This window comes from Sediminicoccus rosea, assembly GCF_033547095.1.
Classification (GTDB): Bacteria; Pseudomonadota; Alphaproteobacteria; order Acetobacterales; family Acetobacteraceae; genus Roseococcus; species Roseococcus rosea.
Genome location: NZ_CP137852.1, coordinates 4,319,550 through 4,336,921, shown reverse-complemented (window position 1 = coordinate 4,336,921; position 17,372 = coordinate 4,319,550). Strand labels below are relative to the sequence as shown.

The 17,372-nt window shown below is 69.4% G+C and carries 14 protein-coding genes; 10 read left to right on the top strand and 4 right to left on the bottom strand.

Annotated elements, in window-relative coordinates:
* Positions 1-81 precede the first annotated feature (81 nt).
* From mdh to R9Z33_RS20840, 7 genes are all read left to right on the top strand, one after another.
* On the top strand, positions 82-1,035 hold the full coding sequence (gene mdh / locus R9Z33_RS20870; protein WP_318648498.1) for a malate dehydrogenase: 954 nt from the start codon (positions 82-84) through the stop codon (positions 1,033-1,035).
* Between the two features lie 8 nt (positions 1,036-1,043).
* Positions 1,044-1,781, top strand: coding sequence for a metallophosphoesterase family protein (locus tag R9Z33_RS20865; RefSeq protein WP_318648497.1), 738 nt, complete (start codon positions 1,044-1,046; stop codon positions 1,779-1,781).
* Between the two features lie 19 nt (positions 1,782-1,800).
* Positions 1,801-2,994 (top strand): ADP-forming succinate--CoA ligase subunit beta, encoded by a 1,194-nt coding sequence (sucC, locus tag R9Z33_RS20860; protein WP_318648496.1) that lies wholly within the window; start codon positions 1,801-1,803, stop codon positions 2,992-2,994.
* A gap of 4 nt (positions 2,995-2,998) precedes the next feature.
* Positions 2,999-3,895 (top strand): succinate--CoA ligase subunit alpha, encoded by an 897-nt coding sequence (sucD, locus tag R9Z33_RS20855; protein ID WP_318648495.1) that lies wholly within the window; start codon positions 2,999-3,001, stop codon positions 3,893-3,895.
* 229 nt (positions 3,896-4,124) lie between these two features.
* On the top strand, positions 4,125-7,004 hold the full coding sequence (locus R9Z33_RS20850; RefSeq protein WP_318648494.1) for a 2-oxoglutarate dehydrogenase E1 component: 2,880 nt from the start codon (positions 4,125-4,127) through the stop codon (positions 7,002-7,004).
* A gap of 71 nt (positions 7,005-7,075) precedes the next feature.
* Positions 7,076-8,308 (top strand): 2-oxoglutarate dehydrogenase complex dihydrolipoyllysine-residue succinyltransferase, encoded by a 1,233-nt coding sequence (gene odhB, locus R9Z33_RS20845; protein ID WP_318648493.1) that lies wholly within the window; start codon positions 7,076-7,078, stop codon positions 8,306-8,308.
* 3 nt (positions 8,309-8,311) lie between these two features.
* Positions 8,312-8,539 carry a hypothetical protein gene (locus tag R9Z33_RS20840; protein WP_213614316.1) on the top strand — a complete coding sequence of 76 codons (228 nt, stop codon included), beginning with the start codon at positions 8,312-8,314 and terminating at the stop codon, positions 8,537-8,539.
* A 75-nt stretch (positions 8,540-8,614) separates the two neighbouring features.
* Here the strand turns inward: R9Z33_RS20840 and R9Z33_RS20835 are convergent, their stop codons facing one another.
* Both R9Z33_RS20835 and R9Z33_RS20830 read right to left on the bottom strand, forming a co-directional pair.
* Positions 8,615-9,037 carry a DUF1489 family protein gene (locus R9Z33_RS20835; protein WP_318648492.1) on the bottom strand — a complete coding sequence of 141 codons (423 nt, stop codon included), beginning with the start codon at positions 9,035-9,037 and terminating at the stop codon, positions 8,615-8,617.
* Between the two features lie 45 nt (positions 9,038-9,082).
* A complete protein-coding gene (locus R9Z33_RS20830) occupies positions 9,083-9,748 on the bottom strand; it encodes a hypothetical protein (RefSeq protein ID WP_318648491.1) in 666 nt (221 codons plus the stop codon).
* Positions 9,749-10,059: 311 nt separating this feature from the next.
* Here R9Z33_RS20830 and R9Z33_RS20825 point away from each other — a divergent pair, with 311 nt between their 5' ends.
* The 3 genes from R9Z33_RS20825 to R9Z33_RS20815 are packed head-to-tail and all read left to right on the top strand — an operon-like array spanning position 10,060 to position 16,019.
* Complete coding sequence (locus R9Z33_RS20825) at positions 10,060-11,631, top strand: efflux transporter outer membrane subunit (protein WP_318648490.1); 1,572 nt, start codon at positions 10,060-10,062, stop codon at positions 11,629-11,631.
* Between the two features lie 12 nt (positions 11,632-11,643).
* Positions 11,644-12,870 carry an efflux RND transporter periplasmic adaptor subunit gene (locus R9Z33_RS20820; protein ID WP_318648489.1) on the top strand — a complete coding sequence of 409 codons (1,227 nt, stop codon included), beginning with the start codon at positions 11,644-11,646 and terminating at the stop codon, positions 12,868-12,870.
* Positions 12,867-16,019 (top strand): efflux RND transporter permease subunit, encoded by a 3,153-nt coding sequence (locus R9Z33_RS20815; protein WP_318648488.1) that lies wholly within the window; start codon positions 12,867-12,869, stop codon positions 16,017-16,019. Before R9Z33_RS20820 ends, R9Z33_RS20815 begins: the two co-directional genes overlap by 4 nt.
* On the opposite strand, the gene R9Z33_RS20810 is transcribed toward R9Z33_RS20815, so the two are convergent.
* Both R9Z33_RS20810 and ygfZ read right to left on the bottom strand, forming a co-directional pair.
* Complete coding sequence (locus R9Z33_RS20810; RefSeq protein WP_318648487.1) at positions 16,016-16,474, bottom strand: methyltransferase family protein; 459 nt, start codon at positions 16,472-16,474, stop codon at positions 16,016-16,018. The genes R9Z33_RS20815 and R9Z33_RS20810 overlap by 4 nt on opposite strands.
* 8 nt (positions 16,475-16,482) lie before the next feature.
* A complete protein-coding gene (gene ygfZ / locus R9Z33_RS20805) occupies positions 16,483-17,307 on the bottom strand; it encodes a CAF17-like 4Fe-4S cluster assembly/insertion protein YgfZ (protein ID WP_318648486.1) in 825 nt (274 codons plus the stop codon).
* Between the last annotated feature and the right edge of the window lie 65 nt (positions 17,308-17,372).

Sequence of the window (17,372 nt, the reverse complement as noted above, 5' to 3'; positions counted from 1 at the left end):
TCCAGGCGGAAATCTGGCCGGAGCAGCTTTGAGGAAGGCCGCACGGGGTGTGGCCAGCAGAACGGCAAACAGGGAATCCCCATGGCCCGCAACAAGATCGCCCTCATCGGCGCCGGCAACATCGGCGGCACGCTCGCCCACCTCATCGGCCTGAAGGAGCTGGGCGACGTCGTGCTCTTCGACGTCTTCGGCGGTGTCGCGGCCGGCAAGGCGCTGGACATCGCGCAGTCGAGCCCGGTGGACGGCTTCGACGCGGCGCTGAGCGGCGGCAGCGACTATGCGGCGATCGCGGGGGCGGATGTCATCATCGTCACCGCGGGCTTCCCCCGCATGCCGGGCATGAGCCGCGACGACCTGCTGACCAAGAATGCCGGCGTGATGGCGACCGTGGCCGAGGGCATCAAGACCTACGCCCCCAATGCCTTCGTGATCTGCATCACCAACCCGCTGGACGTGATGGTCTGGGCGCTGCAGCAGAAGTCGGGCCTGCCGCCGCACATGGTGGTGGGCATGGCCGGCGTGCTGGACAGCGCCCGCTTCCGCCTCTTCCTGGCCGAGGAGTTCAAGGTCTCCGTCGAGGACGTGACGGCCTTCGTGCTGGGCGGCCATGGCGACACGATGGTGCCGCTGACGCGCTACTCCACCGTCGCTGGCATCCCGGTGCCGGACCTCATCAAGATGGGCTGGACCACGCAGGAGAAGATCGACGCCATCGTGCACCGCACGGCCAATGGCGGCGGCGAGATCGTGAAGCTGCTGGAGCGCGGCTCGGCCTTCTACGCGCCCGCCGCTTCCGCCGTGGCGATGGCGGAGAGCTACCTGAAGGACAAGAAGCGCGTCCTGCCCTGCGCCGTGATGCTGAATGGCGAATACGGCATGAAGGACTTCTATGTCGGCGTGCCGGTGGTGATCGGCGCGGGCGGCGTGGAGAAGATCGTCGAGGTCGAATTCCTGCCGGAAGAGAAGGCGGCCTTCGCCAAGTCCTGCGACGCGGTGAAGAAGCTGGTCGAGGACTTCAAGGCGCTCGGCGTCTGAGGCAGCCCATGCGGGTTGCCGTCATCGCCGATGTGCACGGCAACCGCCTGGCCCTGGCGGCGGTTTTGGAATCCGTCGCCGCCGCCCGGCCCGATCTGCTGATCGAGCTGGGCGACGCGGTCTCTGGGCCGCTCTGGCCCGCCGAGACCTATGAGATGCTCGCCGCGACCGGCGCCGTCTCGGTGCGGGGCAATCACGACCGCTGGGTGGCCGAGGGTGCGCCCGAGACGCTGGGCACGACGGACCGCTTCACCCAGGCACGGCTCTCCGCCGCGCAGCGCGCGGCTCTCGGGGCGCGTCCGATGACCTGGCGCGGCGAGGGCATCCTCGGCATGCACAGCCTGCCCGACGATGACCTCACCTATGTGATGCATGAATCCACCCGCCACGGCATCCGCGAGCGCGTGCCGGGCGAGGTGGAAGTCCTGCTGCCGAAGCCGGCGGGCGAGAGCCTGGTGCTGACGGCGCACACGCATCGCGCCCATGCGATGCAGCTGCGCGATGGGCGGCTGGTGGTGAATCCGGGCTCCGTCGGGCAGCCGGCCTATACCGACACCACGCCCTTTCCGCATGTGATGCAGGCAGGCTCCCCGCACGCCCGCTGGGCGCTGCTGGAGCGGCGCGGCAGTGCATGGCGTGTCAACTTCCACGCGATCGAGTATGACTGGGACGCCGCCGCGTCCGAGGCGGCGCGCCACGGCCGGGATGACTGGTCGCGCGCGCTCGCCACAGGAAATCTGAGCTGACCCGAAGGACCACCCGAGCATGAACATCCACGAATACCAGGCGAAGGAGCTGCTGCGCCGCTACGGCGTGGCCGTCCTCGAAGGCCATGTGGCCTGGAACGGCGACGAGGCCGAGGCGGCGGCGAAGAAGCTGCCCGGCCCGATCTATGTCGTGAAGAGCCAGATCCATGCGGGTGGCCGCGGCGCCGGCCGCTTCACCAATGACCCCAACGGCAAGGGCGGCGTGCGCCTCGCCAAGTCGCCGGAGGAGGCCAAGGCGGCCGCCGCGGCGATGATCGGCTCGACGCTGGTCACCAAGCAGACCGGGCCCGAGGGCAAGCTGGTCAGCCGCGTCTATGTGGAAGCGGGCTGCGACATCGCGCGTGAGCTGTATCTCTCCCTGCTGGTGGACCGCGACAGCTCGCGCGTCGTCATCATGGCTTCGACCGAAGGCGGCATGGAGATCGAGGAGGTGGCCGAGCACCACCCCGAGAAGATCATGAAGGTCGCGATCGACCCGGCCTCGGGCATTTCCGGCTTCCATGGCCGCAAGCTCGCCTTCGGCCTCGGCCTCGAGGGCAAGCAGGTCGGCAGCTTCGTGAAGTTCGTGGACGCCATGTACAAGGCCTTCCTCGAGCTCGACTGCGCCATCGTCGAGATCAACCCGCTGGTCGTCACCAAGGCCGGCGACGTGGTGGCGCTGGACGCCAAGGTCTCCTTCGATGACAGCGCCCTGTTCCGCCACAAGGACCTGGAAGCGCTGCGCGATGACAGCGAGATGGACCCGAAGGAACTCGACGCCACCAACAACGACCTGAACTACGTGGCGCTGGATGGCGAGATCGGCTGCATGGTGAATGGCGCGGGCCTGGCCATGGCGACCATGGACATCATCAAGCTCTACGGCTCCTCGCCGGCGAACTTCCTCGATGTCGGCGGCACGGCGGACAGTGCGCGCGTGACGCAGGCCTTCCGCATCATCACCTCCGACGTGAATGTGAAGGCCATCCTGGTCAATATCTTCGGCGGCATCGCCAAGTGCGACATGATCGCGACGGGCATCGTCGAGGCGTCGAAGAACCTCTCGCTCAAGGTGCCGCTGGTCGTGCGCCTCGAGGGCACGAATGTGGAGCTGGGCAAGAAGATCCTGGCGGAATCCGGCCTCGCGATCATCGCGGCCGACAACCTTGCCGACGCTGCCCAGAAGGCCGTCGCCGCCGTGAAGGGGGCTTAAGTCCATGGCCATTCTCGTTGACAAGAACACGCGCGTGATGACGCAGGGCTTCACCGGCGCGCAGGGCACCTTCCACGCGAGCCAGGGCATCGCCTACGGCTCCACCTATGTGGGCGGCGTGACCCCGGGCAAGGGCGGCACCATGCACCCCACGCTCAACCTGCCGGTCTTCAACACGGTGGCCGAGTGCAAGGAAGCGACCGGCGCCAATGCCTCGGTCATCTACGTGCCGGCGGCCTTCGCGGCGGACTCCATCCTGGAAGCCATCGATGCCGAGATGCCGCTGATCATCTGCATCACCGAGGGCATCCCCGTGCTCGACATGGTGAAGGTGAAGCGCGCGCTGGATGGCTCCTCCTCGCTCCTGATCGGGCCGAACTGCCCGGGCGTGATCACGCCGGATGCCTGCAAGATCGGCATCATGCCGGGCCATATCCACCGCCGCGGCTCGGTGGGCATTGTCTCCCGCTCGGGCACGCTGACCTATGAGGCGGTGGCGCAGACGACGGCGGCGGGCCTCGGCCAGTCCTCCTGCGTCGGCATCGGCGGTGACCCGGTGAAGGGCATGGATTTCATCGACGTGCTGGAGCTGTTCCTGGCGGATGACGAGACCAAGTCCATCATCATGATCGGCGAGATCGGCGGCCAGTCGGAAATCCAGGCGGCGGAGTTCCTGAAGTCCGAGAATTTCGGGCCGGGCAAGCCGAACAAGCCGGTGGTGGGCTTCATCGCCGGCGCCACGGCGCCTCCGGGCCGCCGCATGGGCCATGCGGGCGCGGTTATCTCGGGCGGCAAGGACACGGCGGCCGCCAAGATGGCGGCGATGGCCGAGGCGGGCATCCATATCGCCGACACGCCGGCGAGCCTGGGCTCGACCATGGTGCGCGCCCTCAAGGGCTGAATTTCCGAGTTTGAAAGTCAGGAAAGGGCCGGATTCGTCCGGCCCTTTTTCGTTGTTTTCATTGCTCTTTCAGAACGCCGATTTCCTCAACTCTCCCATGCGGAGAGGGGCTGCCCCTGTCCCATCCTTAGGTCTATGTTCACCGGAATCCGCCCAGCCTCAGGCTGAGGCTGGAATGCCGTGAACAAGGAAGGGCCGGGCCGCCGCAAGACGCGCCCGTGGAAAAAGAATGGCCGGAGTGGACATCCTCGCGAGCGCGATGAACGGGGCCAATGCCGCCTATCTCGCTGACACCTACGCCCGCTGGGTCGAGAATCCCGGCTCCGTGGACCCTTCCTTCGCCGAGCTTTTCGCCGCGCTGAACGATGACGCCCGCGCCGTCCTGACGGATGCCATGGGCGCCTCCTGGGCGCCGCGGCCGCGCGGTGGCTTCGCGCCGCCCGAGGAAGCGAAGCCCGCGCCCAAGGGCGGCGCCGCCGGCCAGGCCCGCGCGACCGACCCCGAGGAAACCCGGCGCGCCGTGCTGGACAGCATCCGGGCCCTGATGCTCATCCGCTCCTACCGCGTGCGTGGCCATCTGGAAGCGAAGCTGGACCCGCTGGGCCTGCAGGTGCCGCCGGCCCACCCCGAGCTTTCCGCCGCCTTCTGGGGCTTCTCCGAGGCCGATCTCGACCGCCGCATCTTCATCGACAACGTGCTCGGCCTCGAGACCGCCACGGTGCGTGAGATCATGCAGCGCGTCCGCGCCACCTATTGCGGTCCGATCGGCGTCGAGTTCATGCACATCCAGGATCCGGACCAGAAGTCCTGGATCCAGCAGCGCGTCGAGGGCGCGCCTTGGGTGACCGGCTTCACCCCGGCCCAGAAGCGCCAGATCCTGCTGCAGCTCACCGAGGCCGAGGGCTTCGAGGCCTTCTGCGCGAAGAAGTATGTCGGCACCAAGCGTTTCGGCCTGGAGGGCGGCGAGAGCACCATCCCCGCCGTACAGACCGTGATCGAGACCGCGGCGCGCGAGGGCGTGAAGGAAATCGCCATCGGCATGGCGCATCGCGGGCGGCTGAACATGCTCGTGAACGTCGTGAAGAAGCCCTACATGCAGGTCTTCTCGGAGTTCAAGGGATCGTCCTTCAAGCCCGATGATGTGCAGGGCTCGGGCGATGTGAAGTACCACCTCGGCACCTCGACCGATGTCGAGATCGAGGGCCGCAAGGTCCACCTGTCCCTCCAGCCGAACCCCTCGCACCTCGAGGCGGTGAACCCCGTCGTCGCGGGCAAGGTGCGCGCGCGGCAGGACATGGCGGGCGATGTGAAGACGCGCAGCAGCGTCATGGGCATCCTGCTGCATGGCGACGCCGCCTTCGCCGGCCAAGGCCTGGTCTATGAGACGCTGGCGATGAGCCAGCTCATCGGCTACCGCACGGGCGGCACGATCCACATCGTCACCAACAACCAGATCGGCTTCACCACCGTGCCGGCGCATGCCTATTCCGGCCTCTACTGCACCGACGTGGCCAAGGCGATCCAGGCGCCGATCCTGCATGTGAATGGCGACGACCCCGAGGCGGTGGTGTGGTGCGCGCAGCTCTGCGCCGAGTTCCGCATGCGCTTCCAGGCGGACATCGTGCTCGACATCGTCTGCTATCGCCGCCACGGCCATAACGAGAGCGACGAGCCCGCCTTCACGCAGCCCACCATGTACAGCCGCATCCGCCAGATGAAGACGACGCGGACCCTCTATGCCGAGCGCCTGGCCGCCGAGGGTTCGGTGACCGCCGAGGACGCGCAGGCCATCCAGGACGCCTTCAATGCCAAGCTGGAGGAAGCCTTCGAGGCCGCCGCCAGCTTCAAGCCCAACAAGGCGGACTGGCTGGAGGGGCATTGGTCCGGCCTCAAGGCCGTGGGCAGCACCGACCAGGTGGAGCAGCTGCACGACACCGCCGTGAGCCTCGACACGCTGCGCGAGGTGGGCGGCGCGCTCTGCCGCGTGCCGGCCGATTTCAACGCCAATTCCAAGATCGTCCGCCAGCTCGAAGCCAAGAAGACCGCGATCGAGACCGGCGAAGGCCTGGACTGGGCGACCGGCGAGGCGCTGGCCTTCGGCACCCTCCTGCTGGAAGGCCATCGTGTCCGCCTCTCGGGCGAGGATGTGCAGCGTGGCACCTTCAGCCACCGCCATTGCGTGCTGGTGGACCAGACCGACCAGCGCGAATACGCGCCGCTGAACCACATCCGTGAGGGTCAGGCCCGCTTCGAGGCCTTCAACTCCCTGCTCAGCGAGGCCGGCGTCCTCGGCTTCGACTACGGCTATTCGCTGGCCGACCCCAAGACGCTGGTGCTGTGGGAGGCGCAGTTCGGCGACTTCGCGAACGGCGCCCAGGTCATCATCGACCAGTTCATCGCCTCGGGCGAGACGAAGTGGCTGCGCATGTCGGGCCTCGTCATGCTGCTGCCGCACGGGCATGAGGGGCAGGGGCCCGAGCATTCCTCCGCGCGGCCCGAGCGCTACCTGCAGCTCTGCGCCGAGCGCAACATGCGCATCTGCAACTTCACCACGCCCGCCAACTACTTCCACGCGCTGCGCCGCCAGCTCAAGGCGAACTACCGCAAGCCGCTGGTGGTGATGACGCCGAAATCGCTGCTGCGCCACAAGCTCGCGGTCAGCAGCCTGGCCGAATTCGGCCCTGGCTCGGCCTTCCGCTACGTGATCCCCGAGGTGGACGCGATCGCTCCGGAAGAGCGCGTGAAGCGCGTCGTCCTCTGCACCGGCAAGGTCTATTACGACCTGCTGCAGGAGCGGCGCGAGAAGGGCGTGAACGACGTGGCGCTGATCCGCCTCGAGCAGCTCTACCCCTTCCCGGCCAACAGCCTGGCCCTGGCGCTGGCGCCCTACAAGAACGCCGAGATCGTCTGGTGCCAGGAGGAGCCCGAGAACATGGGCGCCTGGCATTTCGTGGACCGCCGGATCGAGAAGGTGCTGAGCGACCTCGGCGCCACCGGCCGCCGCCCGGTCTTCATCGGCCGCGAGGAGGCGGCGAGCCCGGCCACCGGCCTCGCCAAGGTGCACCAGACCCAGCAGGATGCGCTGGTGCGCCAGGCGCTGGGTCTCTGAACGATGACGCCCGGGGCCTGACGCCCCGGGCCTGATGGATTAAGACGAGTTCCAGGAAAAAGCGGAAAACCATGGCAACCGACATTCTCGTGCCCACCCTGGGTGAAAGCGTCAGCACCGCGACCGTCGCGCGTTGGCTCAAGCAGGCCGGTGAGGCGGTGGCCGCCGACGAGCCGCTCGTCGAACTCGAAACCGACAAGGTCACGGTCGAGGTGAACGCGCCCGCCGCCGGCGTGCTGGAGGCCATCGCCGCCCAGACCGGCGCCGAGGTCGAGCCGGGCGCCGTGCTCGGCAGCATCGCCGCCGGCGCCGGCAAGCCCGCCGCGCCGCCCACCGCCGCTGCCAAGCCGGTCGGCACCGGGGGTGGCTCGGTCGCGGCCTCCGAGGTGCATGGCGCCGCCCCGGGCGGCCATGCCCCGGCCGCCGCCCCTGCGCCGCTGCCGGCCGCGGCCAAGCTGATGGCCGAGAACAACGTCAGCCCCGCGCAGATCGGCGCCGGTTCCGCCAAGGATGGCCGGATCGCCAAGGGCGATGTGCTCGACTTCCTGAGCCGCCCTGCCGCCGCTTCCGCCCCCGTCGCGGCCAAGCCCGCGCGCTCGCTGGAAGCCGGCGAGGAGCGCGTGAAGATGACGCGCCTGCGCGCCACCATCGCGCGCCGCCTGAAGGAGGCGCAGAACACCGCCGCCATGCTCACCACCTTCAACGAGGTGGATATGGGCGCGGTCATGGGCCTGCGCGCCGAATACAAGGACCATTTCGAGAAGCGTCACGGCGTGAAGCTCGGCTTCATGAGCTTCTTCGTGAAGGCCTGCGTCGCGGCGCTGCAGGAATTCCCGGCAGTCAACGCCGAGATCGAGGGCGATGAGGTCATCTACCGCAACTTCGTCCATATGGGCATCGCGGTCGGCGGGCCTTCGGGCCTCGTCGTGCCCGTGCTGCGCAACGCGGACACCATGGGCTTTGCCGAGATCGAGAAGCGCATCGCCGATTTCGGCAAGCGCGTGCGCGACGGCCAGCTCAAGCTGGAGGAGATGGCGGGCGGCAGCTTCACCATCACCAATGGCGGCATCTACGGCTCGCTGATGTCCACGCCGATCCTGAATCCGCCGCAGTCGGGCATCCTCGGCATGCACAAGATCCAGGACCGCCCGATGGCCGTGGGCAAGTCCATCGAGATCCGCCCGATGATGTATCTCGCCATGTCCTACGATCACCGGATCGTGGATGGGAAGGAGGCCGTCTCCTTCCTCGTCCGCGTGAAGGAAGCGATCGAGGATCCGCGCCGCCTGATGCTGGGGGTCTGAGGCATGCGTTCGCGCGAAGGCCAGCTCAGCGACAACCGGCCCATCTCTCGCACCCGGCCGGAGAAGGAAAAGCAGCTGCGCGACCTGAAGGAAGTGCTGGCGGGGATGAAGGCGCATGCCACCCCCGCGCTGCGCGACTCCGTGAAGGCGAAGATCAAGGAACTCGAGGCGGATCTGGCGCAGCCGGCGCCGCCGCCGCGGGACCGCCGGCCGCCGCGGCGGGAATTCTAGGGGCAAGTTCCAGAGCTCCGCCCAGGACCCGCCGGGGCCCCGGGGGCGAAGACCCTTGGCCCCGGACCGCGGGAATTAGATCAGCCTTGCTTCCCGGAGCGCGGCCCTCAGCGCCGGAGGCAGGGCCTCCATGCCGGAAGCAGCGACCCCCTCGACAACATCCGGCGGGGCGTCTTCCGGCGACAGGTAGCGCCAGCCCTGGAATGCCTTGGTGGCCCGGGCCTCCACCATCACCAGCTTCGGATCCAGCACCAGCCCGGCGCAGGGCGTGCCGTCATCCCACTGGTCCTCGATGATGTCGAGGATGCGCTGCCGCACCTGCAGGAAGCCCGAAACCACCCAGTAGATGCTGCCGCCATCGAGGACCTCCTCGCGGCGCTTGGGCATCATGCGCGTCTGATGGCGCAGCGGCGGGTCGGCCACGGCGCGCAGCTTCTGGATGGCGCGCAGTTGCGCCACATCCTTGGGGCCGACGGAAAGCTTCAGCATATGCAGCATCGCCCCTGCATGTGGCCCGGGTGGCGAGTCGGGCAAGCTCTGATGTTACGAGGGCGGCGTGGTGGCCGCCGGCGCCGCGGCGAGCGCCCGGTTGGGCTGCGGCCGCAGGCTGGCATAGGCCACCTGGCCGAAATCCTGCAGCCGCCGCTCCACCGCCTGGAAGGCCGCGCGCTCCCGCGCCGAGAGCGGGGCATCCGGCGTGTTGCTGCGATGCGCCAGGTAGCGCGCCAGCATGCCCGAGCCGCGGCGATGCGCGGCGGCGACCATGCCGCCCTCGCTCAGGCTGATCTCCTGGCCGTTCAGCCCGCGCACGCTGCCGCCCTGGCGCGTCATCACGCCATTGCGCTCCAGCTGCACCTCGACCCGGCGGAGGAAGTGGGACATCGCGGCCTCCTGCGCGGCGGGATTGGCGAGGAAATCGGCCTCGCTGCGCACGCCGTGCCGTTCGGCCAGCGCGGTCCATTGCCCCTGCGCGTTCCTCCAGCCCAGGTCGAGCAGGCTGCTGGGCAGGAACTGGTAGCGGCCGAGCGCGCCGGAGCGCGGGTTGCGCACGCCATAGCCATCCCGCGCATGCTCGGCGCTGCGTTCGGCCTGGGCGATGCGCTGGCGGAATTCGGGGTTGGGCGCGGCCTCCCAGGGGCGTGGCCCTACGCCGGACAGCGCCACGCCCCGCACGCGGGGCGTGGCCTCCTGTGCGGTGGCGAGGGCCACGGCGAAGCCGCCCGGCAGGGGCTGGCGGGCTCGCGCCGCGGGTTGGGCCGCCGGGGCAAGGCCAGGGGAAGCGGCCGGTGATGGAGGGATGGCGGTGAGCGGTTCCACACGCCGATCATCGCCACACAGGATTAACGCGCGATGAAGACACTTGCCGCATGATAGGCCTTCTCAGCCGGGCGGTTGGTCCATATCGTCGCGCGGGACGTGAATGATTCGAGCGAGGATGGGTGCCCGTGCCGTCTGATGAAAATTTGCCGCGGCGCCCCGCGCGATTCGCGAAACCCGCCCCCGCCGCGCGTCGCTGGGGCATGCTCGCCCTGGCGGTTCCTTTGCTCGGCGGCTGCACCATGGTGGGGCCGGATTTCTCCCGCCCGCCCGCGCAGCTTGACACCAGCTGGGCCGCCGGCCCGAACATCCCGGCCACGCGCTGCGTGCCGACCGCCACCACCACCTGCCCGCCGGCGGACACCGCCTGGTGGCGCAGCCTGAACGACCCGACGCTGAACCGCCTGATCGAGACGGCAGCGGCGCAGAACCTTACCCTCCAGCGCGCCGGCGTGCGCGTGCTGCAGGCCCGCGCCGTGCTGGCCGCGACGGTCGGCGCCTATTACCCGCAGCAGCAGCAGGCCTATGGGCTGCTGCTGACCGAGCGCGCCACCAGCAACAATTCGGGCGCCATCACTGGCGGCACGCGGGGCTACAATCTCGGCCGCGCCGGCATCACCGCCGCCTGGGAGATTGATTTCTGGGGCCGCTTCCGCCGCGCCATCGAGGCATCCGATTCCGACCTCGTCGCCTCCATCGCCGATTACGACAACGCGATGGTCAGCCTGCTGAGCGACACGGCGGCGACCTATGTGAACCTGCGCGGGCTGGAAGCGCGGCTCGCCATCACCAAGGCCAACATCAACCTGCAGCGGCAGTCGCTGCGCATCGCCCGCGTCCGCTTCCGCGAGGGTGCGACGAGCGAGCGCGACCCCGACCAGGCGCAGTCCCAGCTGGCCGGGACCGAGGCGCTGGTGCCCGGCCTCGAGGCGCAGATCGAGCGCGCGCGCAACGCGCTCGCCGTGCTGCTCGGCGTCACGCCGGCCGAGATCCGGACCATGCTCCAGCCGGGCCCCATCCCGCGCCCGGGCCTGATGGTGGCCACCGGTGTTCCGGCGGACCTGCTGCGGCGCCGGCCGGACCTGCGGCTCGCCATCGCCAATGCGGCCGCGCAAAGCGCGCGCATCGGCGTGGCGCGGGCCGACCTCTTCCCCGCCGTCTCGCTCAGCGGCAGCTTCGGCTTCCTCGCGACCGATGCGGGCAGCCTGCGCCTCGCCTCGGGCGGCGCCTGGCGCAACGCGACGAGCTTCACCGCCGGCCCCTCGGTGCTCTGGAACATCCTGAACTGGGGGCAGATCACCAACCAGGTGCGCGCGCAGGATGCGGTGTTCCAGCAGGCGCTGCTCACCTACCAGCAGGCCGTGCTCCAGGCGCAGCGCGAGGTGGAGGACGGCCTCGTCTCCTTCGCCGGCGCGCAGCAGGCCGCCGTGGCCCTGCGCCGCGCCGTCGCCGCCTCGCGCCGCGCGGCCGCCATCTCGCTCACGCAGTATGAGCAGGGGCAGACCGACTACACGACCGTGCTGCTCAGCCAGCGCATCCTGCTCGAATACGAGGACCAGCTCGCCATCGCCGAGACCGACATCCCGCAGGGCCTCATCTCGGTCTATCGCGCGCTGGGCGGCGGCTGGGAGATCCGCGAGGGCCGGCCGCTGGTCACCGAGGCGACGCGCCGGCAGATGGCGCTGCGCACCGATTGGGGCCCGCTGCTCGACTACGACGATGGCCGCCTGACCCCGCCGCGGACCCAGGGTCTGCTGCCCCAACCCACCTTCTAGCGTGAGCATCCGATGATCCGACGTCATGCCAGTCTGCTGCTGATCACGGGCGCGCTGCTCGGCTGCAAGGAGGACAACACCTTCGTGCCGCCGCCCCCGCCGCAGGTGACGGCGGCCACCCCGGCGGTGGCGCCGGCGACGGAATATCTGGAGGCGACGGGCAGCACGGTGGCGGTCAGCGTGATCGACCTCGTCGCGCGCGTGCCGGGCTTCCTGCGCTCCATCGACTACGCGGATGGCGCGGTGGTGCGCAGCGGCCAGCGCCTCTTCCAGATCGAGCCCGACCAGTATCGCGCCAAGGTGCAGCAGGCCGAGGCGCAGGTGCAGCAGAACCAGGCCCTGCTGGACCGTGCCAATTCGGAACTCGCGCGCCAGCAGCGGCTGATCGGCCAGAACGCGACCGCCCAGGCCGACCTGGAGCGCTGGCAGTCCCAGCGCGACCAGGCGCAGGCGACGCTCGGCGAGGCGCAGGCCAATCTGGCGCTGGCCCGCATCAACCTTGGCTACACCGATGTGACGGCGCCCTTCGACGGCGTGGCCGGCGCGCATATGGTGGACGTGGGCGCCCTGGTCGGCGCCTCGACGCCGACGCGGCTTGCGACGCTGGTGCAACTCTCACCGATCCATGTGAACTTCTCGGTCAATGAGCGCGACCTGCTGCGCATCCGGCGCGAGCTGGACGGGCGGGGCATCCGCAGGCCGGACCAGCTGGGCGACAACGCGCCGCCGGTGCAGATCGCCCTGGCCGGGGATTCCCAGTTCCGCATCGGCGGGCGGCTGGACTACATCGCGCCGCAGCTCGACCCGGCCACGGGCACGCTGCAGCTGCGCGGCCTCTTCGCCAATGCCGACCAGACGCTGCTGCCCGGCCTGTTCGTGCGGGTGCGCGTGCCGATCCGCACGCGGCCGGATGCGCTGATGGTGCCCGAGGCGGCGCTGGGCTCCAACCAGCTCGGCTCCTACCTCATGGTGGTGGGGGCCAATTCCACCATCGAGCAGCGGCCGGTGATGCTGGGCCAGCGCATCGGCACGCTGCGCGTGATCGAGGAGGGGCTGAAGCCGGAGGACCAGGTGGTGATCTCCGGCCTGCAACGCGCCATCCCTGGCGCGCGCGTCACGGTGCAGCGCGGCACCATCGCGCCACCGCCGGCTGAGCCCGTCACCGGCACGGTGGCCAATCCGGTGCCCGCGGCGCCGTCTGCCCCGGCGCCCGCCCCCGCGGCGGCACCCGCCCGATGATCTCGCGCTTTTTCATCGCGAGGCCCATCCTCGCCAACGTCATCGCGATGCTCTTCGTGCTGATCGGTGCCGTCTCGGTCTTCAACCTGCCGGTCGCGCAGTATCCCAATGTGGTGCCGCCGACGGTGACGGTCACCACCAGCTATCCGGGCGCCTCGGCGCAGACCATCGTGGACACGGTGGCCCTGCCGATCGAGCAGCAGGTCAACGGCGTCGCCGGCATGATCTACATGCAGTCGCAGTCGGCGGCGGACGGCTCCTACACCCTCACAGTCTCCTTCGAGATCGGCACCGATCCGAACATGGCGCAGGTGCTGGTGCAGAACCGCGTCGCCTCGGCGCTCGCGCAGCTGCCCGCGCCGGTGCAGATGCAGGGCGTCACCACACAGATCCATGCCAGCTCGATCCTGGAGATCGTGACGCTCGCCTCCACCAACCCGCGGCATGACGGGCTGTTCCTGGCAAACTACGCGACGATCAACCTGATGCAGGAGCTGTCGCGCCTGCCCGGCGTGGGCCAGGTGCGCGTCTTCGGTGCCGCGCAATACGCCATGCGAATCTGGCTCGACCCCGACCAGATGCAGGCGCGCGGGCTGGTTCCGGGCGATGTGATCCAGGCACTGCAGCAGCAGAACCAGCAGGTGGCGGCGGGCCAGCTCGGCATGCAGCCGGCCCCCTCGGGCCAGGCCTTCCAGATCACGCTGAACATCCTGGGCCGCCTCGAGGATGTCTCGCAGTTCGAGGACATCATCATCAAGGCCGAGCCGGGCGGGCGCTTCATCCGCGTGCGCGATGTCGGCCGCGTCGAGCTGGGGGCGCAGACCTACAGCCAGATCTTCAACTGGAATGGCCGCGCCTCCACCGGCCTCGGCATCTTCCAGCTCCCCGGCGCCAATGCGCTCGAGGTGGCGGCGCAGGTGAAGGCGACGATGGAACGCCTCTCGCGCGATTTCCCCGAGGGCATGACCTGGGCCATCCCCTTCGACACGACGATCTTCGTCAAGACCTCGATCCATGAGGTCTATGTGACGCTCCTCATCGCGGGCGTGCTGGTCCTGGCGGTCATCCTCGTCTTCTTGCAGGACTGGCGTGCCACGCTGGTGCCGGCGACGACGGTGCCGGTCACGATCATCGGCGCCTTCGCGGCCATGGCGGCCCTCGGCTTCACCATCAACCTCTCCACGCTCTTCGCCATCGTGCTGGCCATCGGCATCGTGGTGGATGACGCGATCGTGGTGGTGGAATCCGCGGCCCATCACATCGACAAGGGCGAGGAGCCGCATGTCGCCGCCGGCAAGGCGATGGACGAGCTGTTCGGCCCCATCATCGGCATCACGCTCGTGCTGATGGCGGTGTTCCTGCCGGCCGCCTTCCTGCCCGGGCTGACCGGCCAGATGTATCGCCAGTTCGCCCTCGTCATCGCCGCCACGGCGCTCATCAGCGCGATCAACGCGGCGACGCTGAAGCCCACGCAGTGCGCCATGTGGCTGAAGCCCGCCACGCCGCCGGAGAAACGCAACATCTTCTGCCGGGTGTTCAACCGCGGCTTCGGCGTGGTGGAGGCGTGGTATACGCGCGTCGTCGCCGTCATCGTGCGGCATGCGCGCGTCTCCGTGCTGCTGGCGCTCGGCATGATCGGCCTCGCCGGCTGGGGTCTCACGCGGATTCCCACGGCCTTCATCCCGACCGAGGACCAGGGCTACCTGCTGCTCAGCGTGCAGCTGCCCGACGGCGCCTCGCTTGAGCGGTCGCACCGGGTGCTGAGCGATGTGGAGGCCGAGGTGCGCGCCATCCCCGGCGTCGCGCAGACCATCGTCATCACCGGCGTCTCCGTTCTGGACAACAACGCCACCCTGGTGAATGCGGGCGTGATCTACGCGATCCTGGACGACTGGTCGCTGCGGCCGCCCAGAAGTGGCCGGGATCTGCGCGGCCTCTACGCCACGATGTTGCGGCGCTTCAGCACCTACCAGGATGCGGCGATCAGCGTGCTGCCGCCGCCGCCCATCCAGGGCATCGGCAATGCCTCCGGCTTCTCGATGATGGTCGAGCTGCGGGACGGCGTCTTCGACTGGACCAAGCTGCAGCGGCTGACCGACACGATCGTCGAGAACGCCACCTCGCAATCGGCCATCAACCGCGCCTTCACCACCTTCCGCGCCGAGGTGCCGCAGCTGCGCGTGGAGGTGGACCGCGTGCAGGCGGAGGCGCTGCAGGTGGGCGTGGCCGACGTGTTCTCGACCGTGCAGAGCTATCTGGGCTCCACCTACGTCAACCAGTTCAACCGCTTCGGCCGCACCTTCCAGGTCTATGTCCAGGCGGATGGCGATGCGCGCGTAAACCCGGACGACATCGGCCAGCTGCATGTCCGCAACCGCCAGGGCCAGATGGTGCCGGTCGGTGCGCTCGCCTCCTGGCGGATGGAGCTCGGCCCCTCGCTGATCAACCTCTACAATCTCTATCCGGCGGCCATGATCAGCGGCATCCCGGCGCAGGGCTTCAGCTCGGGCGAGGTGATGGGGCTGATGGAGCAGATCGGCGGGCATGTGCTGCCGCCGGGGACGGGCTTCGACTGGACCGCGCTCTCCTACCAGGAGGCGCAGGTCGGCAGCCAGATGTACCTGGTCTTCGCGCTGGCGCTGCTGCTGGTCTACATGGTGCTGGCTGGCCAGTATGAGAGCTGGCTGGCGCCCGTGGGCGTCATCCTGGCCGTGCCGCTGGCACTTCTGGGCACGGCGGCCGCGCTGATCGGGCTTGGCATCGCCAACAACCTCTACACGCAGATCGGGCTCGTGCTGCTGGTGGCGCTCGGCTCCAAGAACGCCATCCTCATCGTCGAGGTCGCGCGCGAGCTGCGGGCGGAGGGGATGGAGATCGAGCAGGCGGCGATCGAAGCCGCGCGGCGCCGCTTCCGGCCGATCATCATGACCTCCATCGCCTTCATCCTGGGTGTGCTGCCGCTGGCGATGGCGACGGGCGCGGGCGCTTCGGCGCGCAACTCCATCGGCATCGCGGTGATGTCGGGGATGCTGGCGAACACCTGCCTCGCGGTGCTCTTCGTGCCCGCCTTCTTCACGGTGCTTCAGCGCTGGGAGGAGCGAAAGCGCAAGGCGCCGAAGCCGGCGGCGGAGAAGACGCTGCCGGGCTAAAGCCAGCGCCGCGTGCGCGCGGCGTAGGCCGGGTAGCTCTCGGGGAAGCGGGTGCGGAGATAGGCTTCCTCCTTCCGCACCACCAGCACGTCGAGCGCCAGGAAGGTGGCGCCGACGGCGAGCCAGGCCCAGAGCGTGCCCCAGCTCAGCGCGACGCCGGCCAGGAAGAGCAGAAAGCCGAAATAGATCGGGTTCCGGCCGAAGCGGTAGGGGCCGGCGGCCACGAAGGCGGTGTCCGGCTTGTCCGGCCGGGGGTCGTTGCCGGCGCGCACCAGGACCAGCAGCGCCCAGCCCACCCAGCCCATGGCGAGGAAGATCACCATGCCGCCCAGCGCGACCGCGGGCGGGCCGAGTTGCACCGGCAGCAGCTTCTGCAGCCCCCAGGCAAGGCCGAGCGCCACCGCCACCATCACCGGCGGCGGCACGCGCACGCCGGGGCCCCGATCTTCAACCATGTCTGTCGTCACGCATCGCTCGCCTCGGGCAGCTTCATCCAGGCCGGGACCAGCGGGAGGAGGCGTGCCTCGCCGCATTCCAGCGGCCCGGCGCTGAGCGCCGGAAGCCGCAGCAGGGCCAGCCCGCGTCCGGCGCGGCCCGAGCGCATCTCGCCCAGCTCCGCGCCGCCCTGCGTCACCGGGGTGCCGCGCGCGGGCAGCGGGCCCTCCACGGCCACGGGCACCAGGCGCCGCTTCACCAGGCCGCGATACTTGGTCCGTGCCGTCAGTTCCTGCCCCATGTAGCAGCCCTTGGACCAGGAGACGCCGTGCAGCTCGTCGAAGCCCGCCTCCAGCAGCACGGAATGCTCGGCCTGCATGTCGCGCGAGCCATCGGGCAGGCCGAGGCTCAGCCGATGCGCGTCGTAATCATCGGGCAGGGCATCGGCGGGCAGGGGCGATGGGGTGGGCCAGCGCCAGCCGGCTTCGGCGAGGCGCGGATCGGGGGTGGCGCCGGCCGGCATCAGGGCATCGCCCCAGCCGGCCTGCACCACCCAGCCCGCCAGTGGCGCCAGGGCGACCTTGGAGCGCAGGCGGAAGCGCAGCAGCTTCTGCATGAGCATCCCGGCCTGGGCGGCCTCCGCATCCAGCAGCAGGCGATCGGCCTCGGCGGTCAGGAAGAAATCGGCCAGCCACTTGCCTTGCGGCGTCAGCAGGGCGGTCCAGACGGCCCGGCCGGGGGCGGCCAGGGTCACATCGTTGGAAACCAGCCCCTGCAGGAAGGCGAGGCGGTCCTCGCCGGTCACTTCCAGGACGGCGCGCTCGGTCAATATGGCGATGGGCATGGGGGGCATGTGGCGGTTTCCGCCAGGGGGTTCAACCCGGGGGTTCAAGCTGCGCCGTTTCTGCTAGAGGCGAG